This is a genomic window from Bordetella sp. 2513F2 (assembly GCF_054642735.1).
Genome location: NZ_CM137755.1, coordinates 2,849,663 through 2,867,886, shown reverse-complemented (window position 1 = coordinate 2,867,886; position 18,224 = coordinate 2,849,663). Strand labels below are relative to the sequence as shown.

18 protein-coding genes are annotated in these 18,224 nt (G+C 69.1%); 3 read left to right on the top strand and 15 right to left on the bottom strand.

What is annotated here, in order from left to right; genetic code table 11:
- Nucleotides 1–13: 13 nt before the first annotated feature.
- The 6 genes from ACYBYQ_RS13665 to ACYBYQ_RS13640 all read right to left on the bottom strand — a co-directional run bounded on the left by ACYBYQ_RS13665 (nucleotide 14) and on the right by ACYBYQ_RS13640 (nucleotide 5,602).
- A complete protein-coding gene (locus ACYBYQ_RS13665) occupies nucleotides 14–784 on the bottom strand; it encodes an ABC transporter permease (protein WP_459614721.1) in 771 nt (256 codons plus the stop codon).
- The gene (locus ACYBYQ_RS13660; RefSeq protein WP_459614720.1) at nucleotides 781–1,575 is read right to left on the bottom strand and encodes an ABC transporter ATP-binding protein; all 795 of its coding nucleotides are present in this window, start codon (nucleotides 1,573–1,575) and stop codon (nucleotides 781–783) included. The genes ACYBYQ_RS13665 and ACYBYQ_RS13660 overlap by 4 nt, the downstream gene beginning before the upstream one ends.
- A complete protein-coding gene (locus tag ACYBYQ_RS13655) occupies nucleotides 1,572–2,312 on the bottom strand; it encodes a GntR family transcriptional regulator (RefSeq protein ID WP_459614719.1) in 741 nt (246 codons plus the stop codon). The genes ACYBYQ_RS13660 and ACYBYQ_RS13655 overlap by 4 nt, the downstream gene beginning before the upstream one ends.
- Nucleotides 2,313–2,671: 359 nt before the next feature.
- Nucleotides 2,672–3,898: a CaiB/BaiF CoA transferase family protein gene (locus ACYBYQ_RS13650; RefSeq protein WP_459614718.1), complete on the bottom strand. Its 1,227-nt coding sequence runs from the start codon at nucleotides 3,896–3,898 to the stop codon at nucleotides 2,672–2,674.
- On the bottom strand, nucleotides 3,882–4,841 hold the full coding sequence (locus ACYBYQ_RS13645) for a Bug family tripartite tricarboxylate transporter substrate binding protein (protein WP_459614717.1): 960 nt from the start codon (nucleotides 4,839–4,841) through the stop codon (nucleotides 3,882–3,884). The genes ACYBYQ_RS13650 and ACYBYQ_RS13645 overlap by 17 nt, the downstream gene beginning before the upstream one ends.
- A gap of 41 nt (nucleotides 4,842–4,882) precedes the next feature.
- On the bottom strand, nucleotides 4,883–5,602 hold the full coding sequence (locus tag ACYBYQ_RS13640) for an enoyl-CoA hydratase/isomerase family protein (protein ID WP_459614716.1): 720 nt from the start codon (nucleotides 5,600–5,602) through the stop codon (nucleotides 4,883–4,885).
- Between the two features lie 180 nt (nucleotides 5,603–5,782).
- Between ACYBYQ_RS13640 and ACYBYQ_RS13635 the strand changes: the two genes are divergently transcribed.
- Nucleotides 5,783–6,739, top strand: a complete 957-nt coding sequence (locus ACYBYQ_RS13635) for a LysR family transcriptional regulator (protein WP_459614715.1) — start codon at nucleotides 5,783–5,785, stop codon at nucleotides 6,737–6,739.
- A 14-nt stretch (nucleotides 6,740–6,753) separates the two neighbouring features.
- Here ACYBYQ_RS13635 and ACYBYQ_RS13630 read toward each other — a convergent pair whose 3' ends face one another.
- The 4 genes from ACYBYQ_RS13630 to ACYBYQ_RS13615 all read right to left on the bottom strand — a co-directional run bounded on the left by ACYBYQ_RS13630 (nucleotide 6,754) and on the right by ACYBYQ_RS13615 (nucleotide 10,784).
- Nucleotides 6,754–7,560: an aspartate dehydrogenase gene (locus ACYBYQ_RS13630; RefSeq protein ID WP_459614714.1), complete on the bottom strand. Its 807-nt coding sequence runs from the start codon at nucleotides 7,558–7,560 to the stop codon at nucleotides 6,754–6,756.
- Between the two features lie 64 nt (nucleotides 7,561–7,624).
- Nucleotides 7,625–8,653, bottom strand: a complete 1,029-nt coding sequence (locus tag ACYBYQ_RS13625) for a LysR substrate-binding domain-containing protein (RefSeq protein WP_459614713.1) — start codon at nucleotides 8,651–8,653, stop codon at nucleotides 7,625–7,627.
- 18 nt (nucleotides 8,654–8,671) lie between these two features.
- Nucleotides 8,672–9,652, bottom strand: coding sequence for a Bug family tripartite tricarboxylate transporter substrate binding protein (locus ACYBYQ_RS13620; RefSeq protein WP_459614712.1), 981 nt, complete (start codon nucleotides 9,650–9,652; stop codon nucleotides 8,672–8,674).
- 235 nt (nucleotides 9,653–9,887) lie between these two features.
- A complete protein-coding gene (locus ACYBYQ_RS13615; protein ID WP_459614711.1) occupies nucleotides 9,888–10,784 on the bottom strand; it encodes a LysR family transcriptional regulator in 897 nt (298 codons plus the stop codon).
- 96 nt (nucleotides 10,785–10,880) lie between these two features.
- Between ACYBYQ_RS13615 and ACYBYQ_RS13610 the strand changes: the two genes are divergently transcribed.
- Nucleotides 10,881–12,170: an MFS transporter gene (locus ACYBYQ_RS13610; RefSeq protein ID WP_459614710.1), complete on the top strand. Its 1,290-nt coding sequence runs from the start codon at nucleotides 10,881–10,883 to the stop codon at nucleotides 12,168–12,170.
- Nucleotides 12,171–12,277: 107 nt separating this feature from the next.
- Here the strand turns inward: ACYBYQ_RS13610 and ACYBYQ_RS13605 are convergent, their stop codons facing one another.
- From ACYBYQ_RS13605 to ACYBYQ_RS13585, 5 genes are all read right to left on the bottom strand, one after another.
- Nucleotides 12,278–12,490: an HP1242/YdcH family protein gene (locus ACYBYQ_RS13605; protein WP_459614709.1), complete on the bottom strand. Its 213-nt coding sequence runs from the start codon at nucleotides 12,488–12,490 to the stop codon at nucleotides 12,278–12,280.
- A 115-nt stretch (nucleotides 12,491–12,605) separates the two neighbouring features.
- Nucleotides 12,606–13,244, bottom strand: a complete 639-nt coding sequence (locus ACYBYQ_RS13600) for a hypothetical protein (protein WP_459614708.1) — start codon at nucleotides 13,242–13,244, stop codon at nucleotides 12,606–12,608.
- 6 nt (nucleotides 13,245–13,250) lie between these two features.
- Nucleotides 13,251–13,619, bottom strand: coding sequence for a response regulator (locus tag ACYBYQ_RS13595; RefSeq protein ID WP_459614707.1), 369 nt, complete (start codon nucleotides 13,617–13,619; stop codon nucleotides 13,251–13,253).
- Nucleotides 13,616–15,817 carry an ATP-binding protein gene (locus tag ACYBYQ_RS13590; protein WP_459614706.1) on the bottom strand — a complete coding sequence of 734 codons (2,202 nt, stop codon included), beginning with the start codon at nucleotides 15,815–15,817 and terminating at the stop codon, nucleotides 13,616–13,618. The genes ACYBYQ_RS13595 and ACYBYQ_RS13590 overlap by 4 nt, the downstream gene beginning before the upstream one ends.
- Nucleotides 15,818–15,964: 147 nt before the next feature.
- Nucleotides 15,965–17,740, bottom strand: a complete 1,776-nt coding sequence (locus ACYBYQ_RS13585; protein ID WP_459614705.1) for a M14 family metallopeptidase — start codon at nucleotides 17,738–17,740, stop codon at nucleotides 15,965–15,967.
- Between the two features lie 167 nt (nucleotides 17,741–17,907).
- Here ACYBYQ_RS13585 and ACYBYQ_RS13580 point away from each other — a divergent pair, with 167 nt between their 5' ends.
- Nucleotides 17,908–18,222 (top strand): hypothetical protein, encoded by a 315-nt coding sequence (locus ACYBYQ_RS13580; protein ID WP_459614704.1) that lies wholly within the window; start codon nucleotides 17,908–17,910, stop codon nucleotides 18,220–18,222.
- Nucleotides 18,223–18,224 lie beyond the last annotated feature (2 nt).

Sequence of the window (18,224 nt, the reverse complement as noted above, 5' to 3'; positions counted from 1 at the left end):
CTCCAGTAAGCGTCTAGACGGGTTTCCAGCGGAATAGGCGGCGTTCCAGGGGCTTCAGGAGCCCGCCTTCGAGGAGCAGCATCAGCATGACCAGCATGAGGGTCCAGGCGAAGACCTGGTCGGTCTGCACCAGGTCGGCCGCCTGGCGCAGCCGGTAGCCGATGCCATCGGACGATCCCAGCGTCTCGGCCACCAGCGACACGCGCCAGCCGAAGCCGAATGCGAGGCGCGCGCCCGAGAAGAAGTAGGGCAGGATCGTGGGCAGGTAGATCTTGCGCAGGATCTGCGTGCGCGCCATGCGGAAGCTGCGGGCCAGGTCCACGTGCTGCTTGTCGACGTTCTTCGCGCCCTGCCAGACGTTGGTGAGGATCAGCGGCATGGCCGTCATGAAGACCACGAAGATCGTGGTGGCGTTCGAGATGCCGAACCAGATGATGGCGAACACCGCCCAGATGGCCGACGACACCGTGTTGGTGACGGAGAGCAGCGGCTCGCAGAACTGCGCCAGGGCCCTGCTGGAGCCCAGGGCCAGGCCCAGCGGCGTGCCCACCACGGTGGCCAGCAGGAAACCCATGGCCACGCGGTACAGCGTCATGCCCACGTCGTGCAGGAAGCTCGAACTGGCAAAGAGCCCCAGCATGGCGTTCCAGACCTTGAGCGGGTCGGGCAGCACGAAGGCCGGCATCCTGGAAGCGGCCAGCGTCCACAGGGCGAGGAATACCACCACCAGCAGCAGGCGCTGTCCCAGCAGCCCCCACGCGGAATGCCAGATGCGTCGGTTCATGGCGTCACCTTCAGGCGCAGCTGGCGCGTGAGTTCCGCGGTGTCGCGGTCGGTGGGCAGGCGCGGACGGTCCAGCGGCACGTCGACGATCTCCTTCACCCGGCCGGGACGCGGCTGCAGCAGCACGATGCGATCGGCCAGGATGACGGCTTCTTCCACGTCGTGCGTGACGAACAGGATGGTCGCGCCGGTCTCGGCCTGGATGCGCAGCAGTTCCTGGTGCATCTGGCCGCGCGTGTGCGGGTCGAGCTTGGAGAAGGGTTCGTCCATGAGGAGGATGGAGGGCTCCACGACCAGGCTGCGCGCCAGGGCCACGCGGCTGCGCATGCCGCCGGAGAGCTGGTGCGGCCACGCCTTCGCGAAGTCGGCCAGGCCCACGGTGCGCAGCGCGCGCTCGGCCAGCCTGCGTCGGTCGGAGCTCAGCATGGGCCGGGTTTCGAGCCCGAAGGCGACGTTGTCGCGGACGCTGCGCCACGGCAGCAGGCGGTCTTCCTGGAAGAGGTAGGCCAGCCTGTGCCATTGCCGGAAGCTGGCGGCGGGCTGGCCTTCGATGCAGAGCTCGCCGGCGTCGAAGGTGTCCAGGCCGGCCACGATGTTCAGCAGGGTGCTCTTGCCGCAGCCCGAGGCGCCCAGCAGGGCCACGATCTCGCCCTGCTTCACGTCGAACGAGACCTCGCGCAGCGCCTGGAGGCTGCCGTAGAACTTGCTGATTCCGGTTACGCGGATCATCGATGCGGACGTGTCCATGGCGGCTTGCGCGTGCGGCAGCACGGTGTGGGGCTGTGCGCTCATCGCCAGCCTCCGGGGCCGGTGATGGGCACGGCGGCCCCGGTCTCGGCCAGGCTGGCATAGAGCTTTTCCATGGTCATGGCCTGGAAGGTCTCGATGTGCCGGCGGGCGATCAGTTCGGCGCGCCTGCCGTCCTGTTCCGCGAAGGCCTCGATCAGGGCGTTGTGGTCGTGCTTGATCTCGGGTTTGGTCTTCTGCACGCCGAACCCCAGCGCCACCAGGCGCGACATTTCGTCGAGCAGGGCCGAGAGCGTGCGATGCAGCCGCTCGTTGCCGCAGGCGGCGGAAATGGCCAGGTGGAAGGCCTTGTTCGCATCCATGAATACGTCGATTTGTTCGTCGAGCCGCATCACCGGATGCTGCACCCGGCAGGCCGCCTCGAGCTCGCGCAGTTCCGCGATGTCGACACGGCCCACGGCCAGCCGCGCGGCCAGCGGCTCGAGCTGCACCCGCAGCGTGAAGACTTCCTCGACGTCGCGCAGCGTGATGGGAGCAACCTGGTAGCCCTTGCGCGGGCGGGACCTGACCAGGCCTTCGTGCGCAAGCCGCACCAGCGCAATCCGGCAGCTGCTCTTGCGGATGTCGTAGCGCTCCATCAGCTCGGGCTCGGTGACGAATGCGCCCGGCTCGAGCCGGCAGGAAAGAATGTCGCGGCGCATGCGCAGATAGGCGTCGTCCCCGAAGCTGAGGGGCGGCTCGGCGTTATGTGCGAGTGCGGAAAAAGCAGCGGACAGGGGCATGAATTTTCGCTTCTCCAGACGTTTATGAGCAGCTCACAGAACTCATGAAGTGCGCCTACATCTGGGGATTCTATGCATGTGCCTGTCATACGGAAAGCACAAATTCGTGCTTTGCATATGCGAAAACACGAGACGAATCAGGCCTTTGTGGGCTGCTCACGTGAGCAGCCCAGGCCTGCGCTATTAAGTTAGACGTGCGCGCCACGCGCGCGCGAGACTGGGCCGGCATCGCAATTTGTGCGGTGCCGCACCTAGGGAAAATCCTGACGCGGAAAAACGGGCTTGCGGAAGCGCGGGCTTGCCGAAGCGGGCTGGACCACACGCGAAGCGTGGCCGCGTGGCGCGGCCGCTTGTCGGCCTCAGCGGTCGGACGGTTCGACGCCCAGCCGGCTCCCGAGGACCTCGGCCGTGTGCTCGCCCAGCCTGGGAGCCGGCGCCCGGTAGCTCACGGGCGTTGCGGAGAACCGCACGGGGTTGGCCACGCCCACGCATACGGGCCTGCCGTTGGCGTTCGACATCGCGCGCATGCCGCGATGCACGGCCTGGGGATGCTGGAGCGCCTGCTCGTAGCTGTTGATGCGCCCGTGGGGGATGTCGTGCGCCTCGAGCCGCCGCAGCCATTCCCCGGTGTCCTGTTCGAGGAAGATGCGCTCGAGTTCGCGCATCAACGAGTCACGGTTCCGGATGCGCCCGGTGCCGGTGCGGTAGCGCTCGTCGTCTGCCAGGTCGGGCCGCTGGATGGCCAGGCAGAAGCGCTGCCATTGGCCGTCGTTGCCTGCGGCGACGATGAGGTGGCCGTCACGGGTCTTCAGCACCTGGTAGGGCACGAGCACGGGGTGCGCGTTGCCGTACCGCCGGGGCGCCAGGCCCAGGGCCGCCTGGTTGAAGGCCAGGTTCGCGCCGAAGGCCAGCGTGGCGTCGAACAGGGCGAGATCTATCCATTGGCCTGCGCCGGTGAGATGCCGGCCCTGGAGGGCAGCCAGTATGGCCGAACTGGCGTACATGCCGGTCACGAGATCGGCCACTGCCACGCCCACTTTCTGCGGCCCCGCGCCGGGCTTGCCATCGGGTTCGCCGGTCACGCTCATCAGGCCGGCCTCGCCCTGGAAGATGAAGTCGTATCCGGGCCGGTGCGCATACGGGCCGGTCTGGCCATAGCCCGTGATCGAGCAATAGATGAGCCGGGGGTTGACGCGGCGCAGCGACTCGTAGTCCAGCCCGTACCGCGCCAGGTCGCCCACCTTGTAGTTCTCGACGAATACGTCGGCCTGCGCCGCCAGGCGGCGCACGGCGTCCTGCCCGGCGGGACTGGAAATGTCGAGTTCGACGGACTTCTTGTTGCGGTTGGCCGCGGCGAAATAGGCGGCATGGGAAGCCGATCCCGGCGCGGCATCCGCGGCGTCCGGCATCCATGGCGGGCCCCAGGAGCGGGTGTCGTCGCCGCTGCCGGGCCGCTCGATCTTGATGACCTCGGCTCCGAAGTCGGCCAGCATCTGGGTGCACCACGGGCCTGCGAGTATCCTCGTCATGTCGAGCACGACGATGCCGGCCAGCGGGCCTTCGGAAGGGCTATTCAGGTTCGACACCGGCTTGCCTCAGGGTTTTCGTGTAGAGATCGATCTGGTTTTCCACGAAGGTCCGCAGCGCTTCGGGGCTGGACGAGGCGGGGAGGAATTTCTGCTGGGCGAACTGCTCGCGGATCGCCGGATCCTCGAGCACCGCAGCCAGCTCCTTGGCCAGGCGGTCCACCACGTCCCTCGGCATGCCCTTGGGCCCCTGCAGCGCGGCCCACGAGGGCACCGCGAACCCCCGGATTCCGGCTTCCTCCATCGTGGGCACGTCCGGAAACGCGGGGCTGCGTTCGGGCAGGGTGGTGGCCAGCATCCGCAGCTTGCCTTCCTGCGCATAGACGCCGCCCGTCGTGGGCGTGGCGATGAGAACCTGCACCCGGTTCGCGACCAGGTCGGTCATGGCTGCGGGCTCGCCCTTGTACGGGATGTGCCGCATTTCCGCGCCCGTGAGGGCCAGTATCTGGCCCATGGCGACGATGCCGGTGGGATTGCCCGTGCCGTAGTTGAGCTTGCCCGGATTGGCTCGGGCATGGTCGATGAGCTCCTGCATGGTGCGGACAGGGACCTGGCTGTTGACGAACAGGAAGAACGAGTAGCGCCCCACCATGGATATCGGGGTGAAGTCTGTCAGCGGATCGTAGGGGGGCGTCTTGCGCATGGCCGGAACGGCGGAGAAGCCGTTGGTCGACATGAGCAGGGTGTAGCCGTCGGGCTCGGCCCGGGCCATCGCGACCGCGCCTATGGCGCCGTCCGCGCCCGGGCGGTTCTCCACGATCACCGGCTGGCCCAGCCTGGCCGAGTAAGCCTGCGCCACGATGCGCGACATCGTGTCCGTGGCCGTGCCCGCCGTGAAGGGAACGACGATCTTGATGGGTTTTTCGGGGAACCCGGCCTGCGCCGACGAACCCAGCAGCAATGCGAATGCCGCGACGACGCCATGCAGCGTGCCTTTGATCATGCCTGTCTCCTCTCGTTGTGCTTATGTGCGCGCGTCCGGATTCATCCGAATACCGGCTTGCGCTTCTCCGTGAATGCCAGCAGGGCCTCGCGTGATTCGGCGGTGTCTTTCAGCGAGCACATCGTTTCGACCACGGATTCCATGGCCCGACGATAATCCAGGTCATTGGCCCGCATGTAGGCGTCGCGCAGCAGCTTCATGGCCAGCGGCGGCTTGGCGGCAAGGCGGCGGGCCAGTTCGCGGGCGCGGTCCAGGACCTCGGCGCGGGGCACGACGTCGTTGACCACACCGAGCTGCTGCATCTCGCGCGCGCTCACGATGTCGCCGGTGAACAGCAGCCTGGCCGCCCTGTGCCGGCCGGCCTGCCGGGGCAGGTGCACCAGATGCATGGCGGGAAGCAGGCCCACGTCGATTTCCGGATAGCCCATCTCGGCTTCTTCCGCAGCGATCACCATGTCGCAGGAAACCGCCCAGGTGACGCCCGCTGCGCGCGCATGGCCATTGACCGCCGCGATCACGGGCTTGCCCAGCCTGTAGAGCGCCTCGTGCATCTCGTAGTAGAAAACCTCCATGAACCGGCGCATGGCGTGGCCGTCGTAGTCCCGCACGATCTTGAGGTCCACGCCGGCCGAGAAAACGGTGGGCAGGGCGCTCGTGAGGATCACGGCGCGCGCGGACCCGTCTTCGCGCGCGCGCCTGTAGGCGTCGATGACGCCGTGTGCGAGATCCAGGTCGATGGCATTGACCGGCCCGCGGTTCATCGTGATTTCCGCTACGCCGTCCCGCACCGCGTATCCGACAAGCTCCCTCATGCTCTGCCCCCAGGTTCCGAATCGTTGGAATGCCGCGTGTACTATGTGTGGCGCGGCTTTGTATCAGTCTGTGGCAACCAGGCTGCCCCCGTCCAATACTCTTCACGATAGAGGCGATTCGTTCGGAATATGAGCGCCGGAATAGAGCTCAGGCATCTGCGCAATTTCATAGCCCTGGCCGAAGAACTGCATTTCGGCCGCGCGGCCGCGCGCTGCCATGTCTCCCAGCCCCCTTTCAGCGTTTCGATACGCCAGCTCGAGCACCACCTGGGCTTTGCCCTGGTGGAACGGACGGCCGGCGGGGTGCGGCTGACGCCTGCAGGGGCCGCCTACTACGAAGAGGCGAACAAGGTGCTGGCCCAGGTGGGCCACGCCGAGCATGTGGCCCGGCGCGTGGAGAGCGGCTTGCAGGGGGTGGTGCGGGTGGGCTTCTTTGCGTCCATGCTCTACCGCCGGCTCGATGCCGCCGTCCAGCGCTTTGCCGCGCACAATCCCGAAGTGGAGTTGCAGCTGGTGGAGCTCAGTACCGCCGACCAGATACCGGCGCTGCTGCGCAAGCAGATCCACTACGGCTTCATACACGGCAACGTGCTGCCTGCGGGTCTCATGGCCGAGTCGCTGACGCGCGAGCCCTTCGTGCTCTGCGTGCCGCAGGGCCACGCAGCGCGGGCGGAGGTGGCCGAGCTGGCCGGGTTCGCCGAGGAGTCGTTCGTGCTGTTCTCGCGGGCCTTTTCGCCCATCTACTACGACCAGGTCGTGTCGGTGTGCCTTGCCGCGGGCTTCTATCCGAAGATCAGGCACGAGGCGCGCCACTGGCTGACCGTGCTCGCCTGCGTGGCCCGGGGCATGGGCGTCACGCTGGTGCCGCACAGCCTGACCCGCGTGAACCTGCCGGGCATCCGCTTCATCCGGATTCCCCGGCACAGCGTGGAGTCGGTGGTGAGCGGCGTCTGGCTGGACGAGAATGCCGACGATCCGGCGCTCCTCGCCTGGCGCTCGGCGGTTCACCACGAGATACCGCTGCGCAGCGGCCCGGACGACGGTCTGGCAGACCGCCTGCCCCGGGCCGCGCCCGTGGGCCTGTAGTGGTGTAGCTGGCCTCAGGTGCCCACGCGCAGCGCGCCGGTGAGCTTGCGCAGGGCCGCCAGGACGCTCAGGGCGGTGATGCGGCCGGTCTTGGGGTTGTCCGAGGGGATGTTCTGGATTTCCATGGAGAAGCTGGCGGAGTCGGCATCGACTTCGACGCGGTGCATGTTGCGCGTGACGCCCGGATCGGCCCAGATCTCCAGCGTGGTGCGGTCGGGGCCGATGCCGGCCAGCGACACGCTCACGGCCACGTTGAGATTGGCCGGGAAGCCCACGGCGGCTTCGCGGGGCGAGCCGCGGAAGATGCAGGTGGGTTCGGTGATGCCGTCGACGTCGATGCCATGCGTCTCGAGATAGGGGGCGCCCTTGAGGCCGCGCGGCGGCTTGCGGGTGATCATGGTGACCGAATGGATGGTGCCTTCGGCGGCGGCCGTGAGGGCGTCCAGGCCCAGGATGGCGCCGGACGGCACGATGATCTGCGCGCCGCTCGCGCGCGCGGCATCGATCAGGTCGGCATGCTGGAGCAGGGCGCCGGAGCTGAGCACCACCAGCTTGCTGCCCGCCGCGATCACGGGCTCGGCCAGTTCGCGGAATACCGCGGCGGGGGCGCACTCGACCACCACATCGCATTGCGCGGCCAGGCCTGCCAGCGTGGTGTAGGCAGGCGCGGCCGCGCGCCAGGCGACGTCGCCACGCGGGCGCTGCGGGTCGCGCACGGCGACGGCCGCCAGCGTTAGGCCGGGAATCCCGGCGTCCAGGGCACGCGCCACGGCCTGGCCGATGGCGCCGAATCCGGCGATGCCGACTCGAAGATTGTTCATGCTGCGTTCGTCCTGAGTGGTAGGGAAGGGCCGCAGCCGACAGGCGCGGCGATCGTTTCCGATGCTAGGGTAAGGCGGGCTCGGCGACAAACGATTCGTTCTGGGGGTTCCCATGATCTGCGCTAATGCATGGCTCGCGCGTGGCGCGGGCCTCGCGCAGCACCCAGTCGCGGAAGATGGCGATGGCTTCGCGCTCGCGCCCGGCGCCGTGCGTCAGCAGGTAGTACTCGCCGGCGCTGCGCAGCGCCGTCCGCGGGCGCCAGGGCACGGCGAGTTCGCTGCAGCCGGGGTAGCCGTCCAGCAGCACCTCGGGGATCAGGGCGATGCCCTTGTGTTCCTGCGCGGCGCGCAGGGCGATGTAGAAATGGCCGTAGTCCAGGCCGCTGCGCTGGGTGGGCAGGCTGCTGCCCTGCGCCTGCAGCCAGTCGCGCCAGGCATGCGGGCGGCTGGCGGTGTGGATGAGCGGGAAGGAGAGCAGGTCCTTCAGGGATTCGACAGGTCCGCCCTGCTCGAGCAGCCGGCGCGACATCACGGGCACCAGCACGTCGTCGAACAGGTAGTCGGCGCATACGCCGTCCCAGCGCTGCACCAGGGTGAGGTCGATGCCGGGCAGGTTGCGCGCATAGTGGCGCCCGGCCAGGGGGCCGACACGTATGGCCGCGTCGACGCCGTCGGCCTGCATGTCCAGCGGGCGGATGTCCGACACTACGCGCACTTCGATGTGGCGGTGCGCCGCCGAGAAGGATGCCAGCCGCGGCATCAGCCACAGCTGGCCGATGGCGGGCAGCGTGTTGACGATGAGGACTTCGTTGCGGTCGCGGCTCAGCAGGCGGCTGGTAGCGTGTTCGAGTTCGGCCAGGACGCGCCGGCAGGCTTCGTAGTACTGCATCCCGGCGTGGGTGAGCTCGACCTTGCGCGCCTGGCGGATGAACAGCTTCTTGCCGAGGTAGGTCTCGAGCTTGCGCACCTGCAGGCTGACGGCGCCCTGGGTGACGGCGAGTTCCTCGGCCGCCAGCGTGAAGGAGCGGTGGCGGGCGGCTGCCTCGAACGAACGGACCGACGGAAGGGGCGGCAGGTTGCGCGAGACAGCCATGGGGGAAAGAACTCCGGGTTATTGCACCTCGATGCCGGCCTTCTGGATGACCTCGGCCCAGGTGGCATTCTCTGATTGGACGTAGTTGTCGAAATCCTGGCGTGCCAGCGGCAGCGGCTCGATGCCGCGCGTCTTGAAGGCTTCCGACAAGGCGGGATCCTGCAGCGCCGCCTGCAGCGCTGCGCCGAGTTTGGCCACGACCGGTGCGGGCGTGCCGGCCGGCGCGAACAGGCCGAACCACGTGCTGGCATTGTAGTCCAGGCCCAGTTCCTTCAGCGTCGGCACGTCGGGCAGCAGCGGCGAGCGCGTCTCGGTGGTGATGGCCAGCGGCCGCACGCGCTGGGCCTGCGCATTGGCCAGGGTGGTGGGCAGCGGGTCCACCATGAGGTCGATCTGGCCGCCGATCAGGTCGGTCATGGCGGGTGCGCCGCCGCGGTAGGGCACGTGCATGAAGCGTGTCTGGGCGCGGATGTTGAGCAGCTCCGCCTGGACGTGATGGCTGGTGCCCGAGCCTGCCGAGCCGTAGGTGAGCATGCCCGGGCGGGCGCGCTCGGCCGCCACCAGATCCGGCCATTGCCGGTATGGCGATTGCGCGGCCACGATGATCACGCTGGGCACCGAGGCGATGCCGCCGATCGCGGTGAAATCGCGCGAGACGGAATAGCCCACGTTCTTGTACAGGTTGGGCGCCACGGCGATGGTGCTGGCCGCGCCCAGCAGCACCGTATAGCCGTCGGCCGGGCTCTTGGCGGCGGCCTGCGTGCCGATGGTGCCGCCGGCGCCGGGCTTGTTCTCCACCACGATGGACGCGCCCAGCTTGTCCGACAGGGTCTTGAAGAGGAGGCGGCCGATGGTGTCGTTGATGCCGCCGGCCGGGAAGGGCACCACGGCGCGGATCTCGCGGGCGGGATAGGCATCCTGGGCAGCGGCGGGCGACAAGGGCGAAAGCGCGCACAACAGGGCGGCAAGACTGAACGGGATACGGCGGGACAGGCGCATGGAACGGAACTCCGGAGACGGGAACGTGCCGGGATGGGTGGCATTCCCGGCGAGTCTAGGAGGCCGCAGGCGCGCCCGCAAACGATTAATTGTGGACGACGCATAAGCAGGACTCATGCACCGGAATGGCGTCTTGCACCGCTTTGATGCATAGGCTGCGCCACGCCCCGAGGCTACGCGGGGGCGTGGCGCCTGCGGGCATTGCCGCGTGTCACCATCCCGGGGCAGGCAGGGTTCAGTCGTCGGGATGCGCCAGGTCGCGCATCAGGGCGACAGCGTTGCGCGCCGCCTGCGAACGCTCGTGCACGCGGTAGGCCATGTCCAGCATGGCGTGGGGGGCATCGCCCCGCACGGGGCGGTATTCGATGCCCTCGGCGCCCATGTGGCGCATGGCCGCAGGCACCAGGGCTATGCCCACGCCGGCCGCGACCAGGCTGATGATGGAGGCCATCTGCGGCGCTTCCTGGCTGACGCGCGGGACGAAGCCCGCGCGCTGGCAGGCGCCGAGGATGGCGTCGTACAGGCCCGCGCCCACGGGCCTGGGATACAGCACGAAATCCTCGTCGGCCAGGTCGCGCATCGCCACGGCCCGCTTGCGGCAGAGACGATGGCCGGGCGGCAGCGCCGCCAGCATCGGGGCGTCGAGCACGCGCTCGGCCGCATGGCCGGGATCGAGCGGGTAGGGCGGGCGCACGAAGGCCACGTCCACTTCGCCGGACCGCAGGCCCGACACCAGGGATTGCGTGGTGCTTTCGGTGAGCTGGATGCGCACCTCGGGATAGCGGTCGCGATAGGCGCGGATGGCGCGGGGCAGGTACGGGTGGAACACGGCCGAGGCGGTGAATCCTATGGTGATGAATCCGCGTTCGCCCCGCCCGAGGCGGCGCGCGGTGTCGATGGCGCGTTCCGCGTTGGCCAGGATCTGGCGTGCGTCGTCGAGGAACTGCGCGCCGGCTTCGGTGAGCGCGATGCCGCGCGGCAAGCGCAGCAGCAGCGGGGTGCCGAGCTCGCGCTCGAGCTGCTGGATCTGCAGGCTGAGCGGCGGCTGCCCTATGCCCAGGCGGGCGGCTGCGCGCGTGAAGTGCAGTTCTTCGGCGACGGCGACGAAATAACGTAGATGCCGGAGTTCCATTTTTTATATGAATGGATAACTAGGGTGTCATATATTGGACAAATACGGAGCGGAAGTCTACCGTAGCGGCATCGTCATTCACTTCGAGCCTGCATCATGTCCCGCCCGTCCTCCGACGCCATCTCCCGCCCCGAGCAGCCCGCGGGAGCCGGTTCCGGGGGCGGCTACCTGACACGGGGCTCGCCAGCCTTGCGGCGCGCGCAATGGGCGCTGTTCGCCGCGGGCTTTTCCACGTTCTCCATGCTGTACTGCGTGCAGCCGCTGATGCCGATGTTCACGCAGGCGTTCCACATTTCGCCTGCCCAGAGCAGCCTGTCGCTGTCCATGGCCACAGGCCTGCTGTCGCTGGCGATATTCCTGGTCGGGCTGTGGTCGCAGGCGCTGCCGCGCAAGCCGCTGATGGCCGTCTCGCTGCTGGCCTCGGCCATGCTGGGGCTGGCAGCTTCGCTGGCGCCCGACTGGGAGACGCTGCTGGTGCTGCGCGCGCTGCAGGGCGTGGCCATGGGCGGCGTGCCGGCCGTCGCCATGGCCTATCTGGCCGAGGAGGTGGAACCCCGCACCCTGGGTTTCGTGATGGGGCTGTACATCAGCGGCAGCGCCTTCGGCGGGCTTTCGGGCCGCGTGGTCAGCGGCGTGGTGTCCGACCTGCTGGGCTGGCGCCATGCGCTCGCAGCGCCGGGCCTGGTGGGGCTGGCGGGGGCCCTGCTCTTCATATGGCTGCTGCCTGCGTCGCGGCGCTTCGTGCCGCGGCGCGGCAACGGGCTGGCGGCTGTGCGCGAGGGGCTGGCCCTGCACCTGCACAACGGCCCGCTGCTGGGCCTGGTGGCCATGGGCGGCCTGCTGATGGGCGCGTTCGTCACGGTCTACAACTACGTGGGCTTCCGGCTGCTGCTGCCGCCGTTCTCGCTCAGCCAGGCCCTCATCGGCGCCATCTTCGTGGTCTACCTGGTGGGCATCTTCGCCTCCACGTTCTTCGGCCGGCTGGCCGATCGCCATGGCCGCGGGCCCATGCTGGCGCTGGGAACCACCCTGACGCTCGCCGGCCTGCTGCTCACGCTGTCGGCTGACCTGACGGTGCTGGTGGCCGGCATCGTGGTGTTCACCTTCGGCTTCTTCGCCTCGCATGCCGTGGCCAGCGGGTGGGTGGGCCAGATGGCGCAGGGCTACAAGGCCCAGGCCGCGTCGCTGTACCTGCTGTCGTACTACCTCGGGTCCAGCGTGCTGGGCGCGGTGGGCGGCTGGAGCTGGTCGGCGGGCGGCTGGGCCGGCGTGGCCGAGCTGGCGGGCGGCCTGCTGGCGCTCGCGCTGGGCACGAGCCTCTGGCTGGCCTGGGGCGGCGCCGCGCGGCGGCTCGCGCGCGGCGTGCCTGGCGGCTCCACGCCCTGACTACGCGCCCGGCGCCGCAGCACGGCCCTGGTGTTCCGCCCCGCAAGTGTAGGGCGATGCGCAGCGCCATCGCTGCGCACGCGGGCAGCAAACCTGCGGGGCCGGAATCAGGCGGCCTGCTTCAGCATCGCGTAGATCTGGTCCTTGAGGTGGAGTTTTTCTTTCTTGAGCTTTTCCACGTCCAGCGTCGTGCCGGGGGCCCGGCCGGCCTCGATGTCCTGGATGCGGTGGTCGAGATCGGCATGTTTCTGGTACATCCGCTCGAAGTGGGGGTTGTCGTGCTTGAGCCGGGAAATCTGCTCATGGAACTCAGGGAACATGTACACCTCCTCGAGGGAAAAGGCCCGGCTGCACGCAAGCGGCCCGGGCGGATTTCTCGTGCGCCGGTTTCCTGGATCGTCCGGGCCAGTATAGCGGCACGGGCTGCCGGGCCGCTCAGGCCTCGGAAGGCGCGCGCAGTATCCACCACGGGCCGTCGCGCTCTGCCTGCCAGCCGTAGTGGCGCGCAAGGACGTGGCATTCGTCGACGGAGATGGTGGGGGCCTGGAGGCAGTTGCAGCCTGGATCGCCGCCGCGGGCGCGCAGTTCCCGGCCGTGGTGGATGTCGATGCACAGCCGGGCGCCTTCGGGGAGGGTTTCGAGCAGGCCCAGCAGCCAGGCCAGCAGCACGTAGCGCGCCGAGTATTCGCGCAGCGGCGTGGGGGCCGGGCTGTCGGGCAGCACGATCTGCTTGCGGCTGCGCAGCAACTGCGTGAACACCAGGCGGCGGCACGACACCAGCAGCTCGCCCAGCGTGGTGGTGGCGCCGCCATCCTCCAGCCAGCCGCCGAGGCGGCGCAATTCCTGGACACTGTCTCCCAGCAGGATCTCGAGGTCGGCCAGCAGTTCGTCGCGTCGTCCGGCGCCCGCCTGCGGCACGTCAGGGCCGGGCACGTGCTGCAGCATGGCCACGGCCAGCGAGGCGTTGGATACGGGGCGCAGCACTTCATGGCGCAGCACCGGGAACACCTGCGCCAATACCTTGAACTGCGTGGCGGGCGCGAGCCTGGCGGCGGGATCGACGGACGCAGCCATGCGGCCTCACTCGTTGCGCGTGACCAGCGCCACCAGCGAGTCCGGATCCGCCGGCTTTTCGACCCAGATGTCGAATACGTCGGCATCGCCGCGCTGTCCGTCGCGTGGCAAGCCGCTGAGGGCGATCAGCCGGGGAGCATGTCCGGCGTGCTGTGCGCGCAGTTGTCCGGCGAGCGCGTAGCCGTCGGTGTCGGGCAGGAGGATGTCGAGGATGACGGCATCGGGTTGGAACTCTGCGCTGCGGGCCAATGCCTCGGCCCCCGTGGCGGCGATCCTGACTTCGATGCCGGAGAGTGTGAGGAACTCGGCCAGCAGTTCGGAAGCCATGTCGTTGTCATCGACCAGCAGGACTCGTAGCGCGCGTGTTTGGGTCAATCGGTGCTCCTGTTGGGCTGCCGCAGCGGGCCCTGAGCAGGTGCCGGGCCAGCGGGCAGCGTGACGGTGAAGATGACCAGGCCTTCGCGGCATTGCACGCCGAGCGTGCCGCCATGTCCGTTCACGACCTGATACGCAATATACAACCCCAGGCCCAGGCCCGTGCGGTTGCGGCGCTGGCCCACGGATTCAGGCTTGAACGGCGAGAACAGGTGCGGCAGCATTTCGGGCGGTATGGGGTCGCCGTGGTTGGTGACCTGGAGCAGCACCTGCGATGCCTGGCGCCGCGCCGTGATGCGGATCGGCTGCCGGGGCGCGCCATGGTGGCGCGCGTTGCTGAGCAGATTGGTGATCACCTGCGCGATGCGGTCGGGGTCGGCCTGCAGGCGCAGGTCGGGCTCGATCTGCGGCTCCAGCGGCAGGCCCGGAAAGGCTTGCCGCTTCTCTTCGATGAGATCGAACAGCAGGGCCGACAGGTTGCAGTCGCGCGGTTCCATGCCCAGCCCCAGGCCGCCCTGCAGCCGCGAGAGGTCCAGCACCTGCGAGATGAGGCGCTGCATCCGTCCGCTGGAATAGCGGATGCGTTCGCCCATCCTGGCTCCCCCGTCGGTGCGCGACAGCAGCGTGGCAGCCATGGAGATGGATTGCAGGGGATCGCGCAGATCGTGGCCCAGCATGGCCAGCAGGGCGGTACGGGCCCGGTCGGTATCCACGGCACGGGTGGTGGCGATGTGCGAGAGCTCGTCGCGCAGGCTGTCGGCGGCCTCGACCTCGGCGCTGCGCCACGGGATGCTGGTGTGGCGCACGGCCTCTCGCCAGGCCTGGTTGGCACCTTGCCACGTGAGGGGCGCCGCGGCATCGGCAGGGCTGCTCCCGGGTTCGCCGCGCCAGGCCACGGCGTCGGCCTGCTGCTTGCGCAACCAGATCAGCCAGCCGTTGTACATGGGGTCGAACTTGCATGCCAGCAGGCCCGCATAGGGCTGGAGATGCGACTGCAGCACGGGAAAGTCGCGCCGGATGCTGGCGGTGTGGATCAGCCGCTGCCCGGTCCGGTCGAGGCCGGCAAGTATGTCGGCAAGCTGCCCCTGCGGGGGCTCGCCCCCGAAGACGGTGATGCCGTTGGCCCACAGGCACAGCGAGGCATCGGCGGGAACCAGCTGGGCGGGCGTTTCGGGTCCGCTGGACAGCGCCAGGCGCATGTCGTCCTGGGCCGATGCCCGGCCGCTCAGGTGGCTGATCAGCGCAGCGTTGCGGCGTGCGGTTGCCGTGCGGGACGCAGCCTGGATGCCGGCGATGGATGCGGCCGTCACCTGGGCCAGCACGTCGCAGGCCATGCGCACGCCATGGGGCGCGCGATGCGGCGAACCATGCAGGCACACGATCACGCCCCAGGGCCGGCCGTCGATCACCAGCGGCAGCTCCATGGTGGCGCGCAGGCCGAGGCCGGCCAGGCTTTCGAGATGCGAGGGCGCCGTGCCGCGCAGCACACTGTGGCGCAGGTCCGGCGGCGCCAGCCCTGCCTGCACCCCATGCAGGGGCACGGGGCGGGCGGCCGTGTCGGCAATGAAGTGCAGGGCGCCGGCGGCGCGCTCGCGCGGCGCGAGGAAAGGCGTGCGATCCTGCGGATAACGCCAGCCTTCCCAGTCTTCCAGGCCGGCCCGGCGAGCCTCGCAGACCACCTCGCCGCTGGCGTCGGGGTGGAAGCGATAGGCCATGACGCGCTCGAAGCCGGTGGCGCGCTGCACTTCCTGGACGACGGTGGCCAGCAGGTCCGGAATGGTGCGCTGGCGGCGCAGCGGCTCCACGCTGCGGTATATGCGGTGCAGCGCCGCGTGCGGCGAGGTGGGCGCATCTTCGCAGCGTTCCAGTTCGAGCACGTGGTGACCCTGCTCGGTCTGGTGCGCGATGGCCTCGTAAGGCGTCCCGTCCAGTTCGATCGTGGCCGGTTCCTCGTGCCCGGACCGCAGGCGCAGCGAGATGCGTTCGCCCAGTCCGGCAGGGAGATCGTTCCAGGTGCAGCGATGCGGAGCGGGCAGGCCCGGCACCCGCTGCAGGTTGGCGCTGAAGTGGCGCAGCGTGCCCTGCGCATCGAATGCCAGCAGCACGCCGTGAGGCTGGATCGTCTCCGTAGTCGGATAGGGCTCGCCGTCGGGGCTCGCGGGTTCGTCGGGCGGTTTTGAAGAAGGCGGTGTGTTCATGACACGGCTGCGACACGGTCTGCGGGCTTGAGGGGGTGAGGATCAAGCTACGGCAATTATGTCAAAACTTCACGATGTGCAGCGGCGTATCAGGGGAGAGGAGCGCAAAAGCCCATGCAATATTTTTTCATCCGGGCGGAATGCGGCTTATCGTCCGGGCGCAATCCACGCACTGGCCTGGTCCCGGCCGCAGTGGTGCGCGGCCGCCGCGAGCACGGCGGCGCACTGCACGGTATGGGCATAGCGGAAGCGTTCGCCGTACACGGTTTCATCGGGGAACTCGGTAAGCAGCGCCAGCGGCGCGAGTTCGCGGTCGCTCTGCGCCACCAGCACGGGGATGCCATTGACGGTGTCGAAGCCGCGCTCGCGGGCGTGGGCCTCGAACAGCGACTGCTGCCGCGCGTTGAATGCCAGCAGTCCGGGCAACTGCGCCAGCTGGGCAGTCACCGCTTCCACCAGCCGCTCGGCGCGGGCCTGCCATCCCGCGTGGTGGCGCATCACCAGGAAGAATCCCCGGGGTAGGGTCCACTGTTCGAAATGGCGTGGCAGATAGCCTGTGAGCGGGCGGGTCCATTCGTGCGCCGGATACCCGTGCAGGTTGACGTGCAGTTGCGCTGCGCTGCGCGCGAGCGCGTCGATGCGCAACTGCTGCTCGTAGCGCGGCGCCCGTTCGCGGTACGCCACGTCGTCGCCCAGCGCGCTGTAGCGCGCGGCGTGATGCATGTGCCGCGGATGCACCGCGCAGTAATCGCGATGCAATGCATAGCCGTCGGGGTTCTCGGCGGCAATCAGCGCGAAGTGCGTGCCCTGGGCCTTGAGCACATGCGCCGCACGCAGCGCGCCCACCACGCCCGAGGTCTCATTGGCGTGCTGTCCGGCCGACACCAGCAGCGCCGGGCCCGGGCCGGCGAAGTAGGCGCCCAGCACGGGCCGGCCCTGGCGTGAACGGGCCTGCAGCGCCTCGCCGCCCAGGGCCGCCATCTGTCCGGCGATTTCGCCGGGCGACAAGGGGGCCTGCACCGCTTCCAGCGCGCAGTCCAGCGCACACGCCGGCTCGACGACTGCAGCAGGGTAGCGCTGCGTGGCCATCCGCAGCCGTGCCGGACCGGCATGCGGGCGCACGTCGGGCACGATCTGGCCGGGCTGCAGGCCGCGGTCTCCGGGCGCGCGGCCCGACAGGCGCTGGAAATGCTCGAGCAGGGAAAAATACAGGTCTTCGTGCAGCGCTTCGCAGGTGCTCACCAGCGCCTCGTCCACCGGCAGCGCGAACTCGATGGCCGGGATGTCGGCGCGCAGCACCAGGCGCTCGAAATAAGGTTCGGTGCGGCCCCAGTCGTGCGCGCGCACCGCCTGCATGGCGCACTCGAACACGGCTTCGAACTCCGTGCGGCAGGCGTCGTCGCGCACGGGATTGCCCTGCGCGTCGTGGATGCGCAGCCAGCCCGCGGGCGCGAGCACAGCGCCCTCCGGGCCGTGCTCCAGCCGGTTCGGCGCCTGCACGACTGCGCCATGCGTGCGCCCGTCGGCGTAGCGCAAGCTGACGTGATGGCAGGGCAGGGGAGAGAGCAGATCCTCGCCGCCGGGCTCGAAGTGCAACGCCGCATGCTGGAGCAGTGCCGCCAGGGGATAGGCCTCCAGCGTATAGCGATTGGGCGCGGCGGCGGGATGCACGGGATGGCGCACGACCACCTCCACCAGGCCCTCCAGGTCGGCTTCTTCGAGAAAGTAGTGCAGCAGCGGCTTGTAGGCGCTGCGCAGGCGGGCATCGACGCCCGCCCGCGCCAGCGCCGCTTCGGCCTGCCGGCGCGCCGCCCGATCCTCGAACAGCCAGCCCTCCAGCCGGCAGCCGCGCCAGGCCGCGTCGGAATAGGTGCGCACCCAGGCATCCAGGGTGCGCTCGAATGTGCGCTCGAGCAGGAGCATGCCGTTCTCCATGCGCCGGCGTGACGCCGGCCTCGCAAGCCTTGTAACATGAGGCATGCCCGCGGGCCCGCAGTTGCCGGTTGCAACTGAACGGACACGTCGTGCGCACTACCATAGCCGCGCGGCCGTCCGCCCCGGGACGGGCCCGAACACGATGAGGAAACTCCATGAAGAAGCCATATTCCCTGTTCGCCGCCATCACCCTGGCCGCCGCCATGCCGGCCGCCTGGGCCCAGCAGCCCGCGCAGCAGTTCCAGTATCCCGCTGCGCCCGGCAGCTACTCGCCGCCGTCCACGCTGCGCATCAGCGAAAGCCCGATCCCGGGCAGCGGCCAGCCGGTGCGCGATACGCCGGAAAGCCTGCGCACCTACGAGCAATGCCGCATCGTGTCCGACCGTGCCGCGGTGTCGCGCGAGCAGATGCGCCAGGGCGCCGAGCAATGCCTGCGCGAACTGGAAGCGCGCCGCCAGCAGGGGCAGTGACG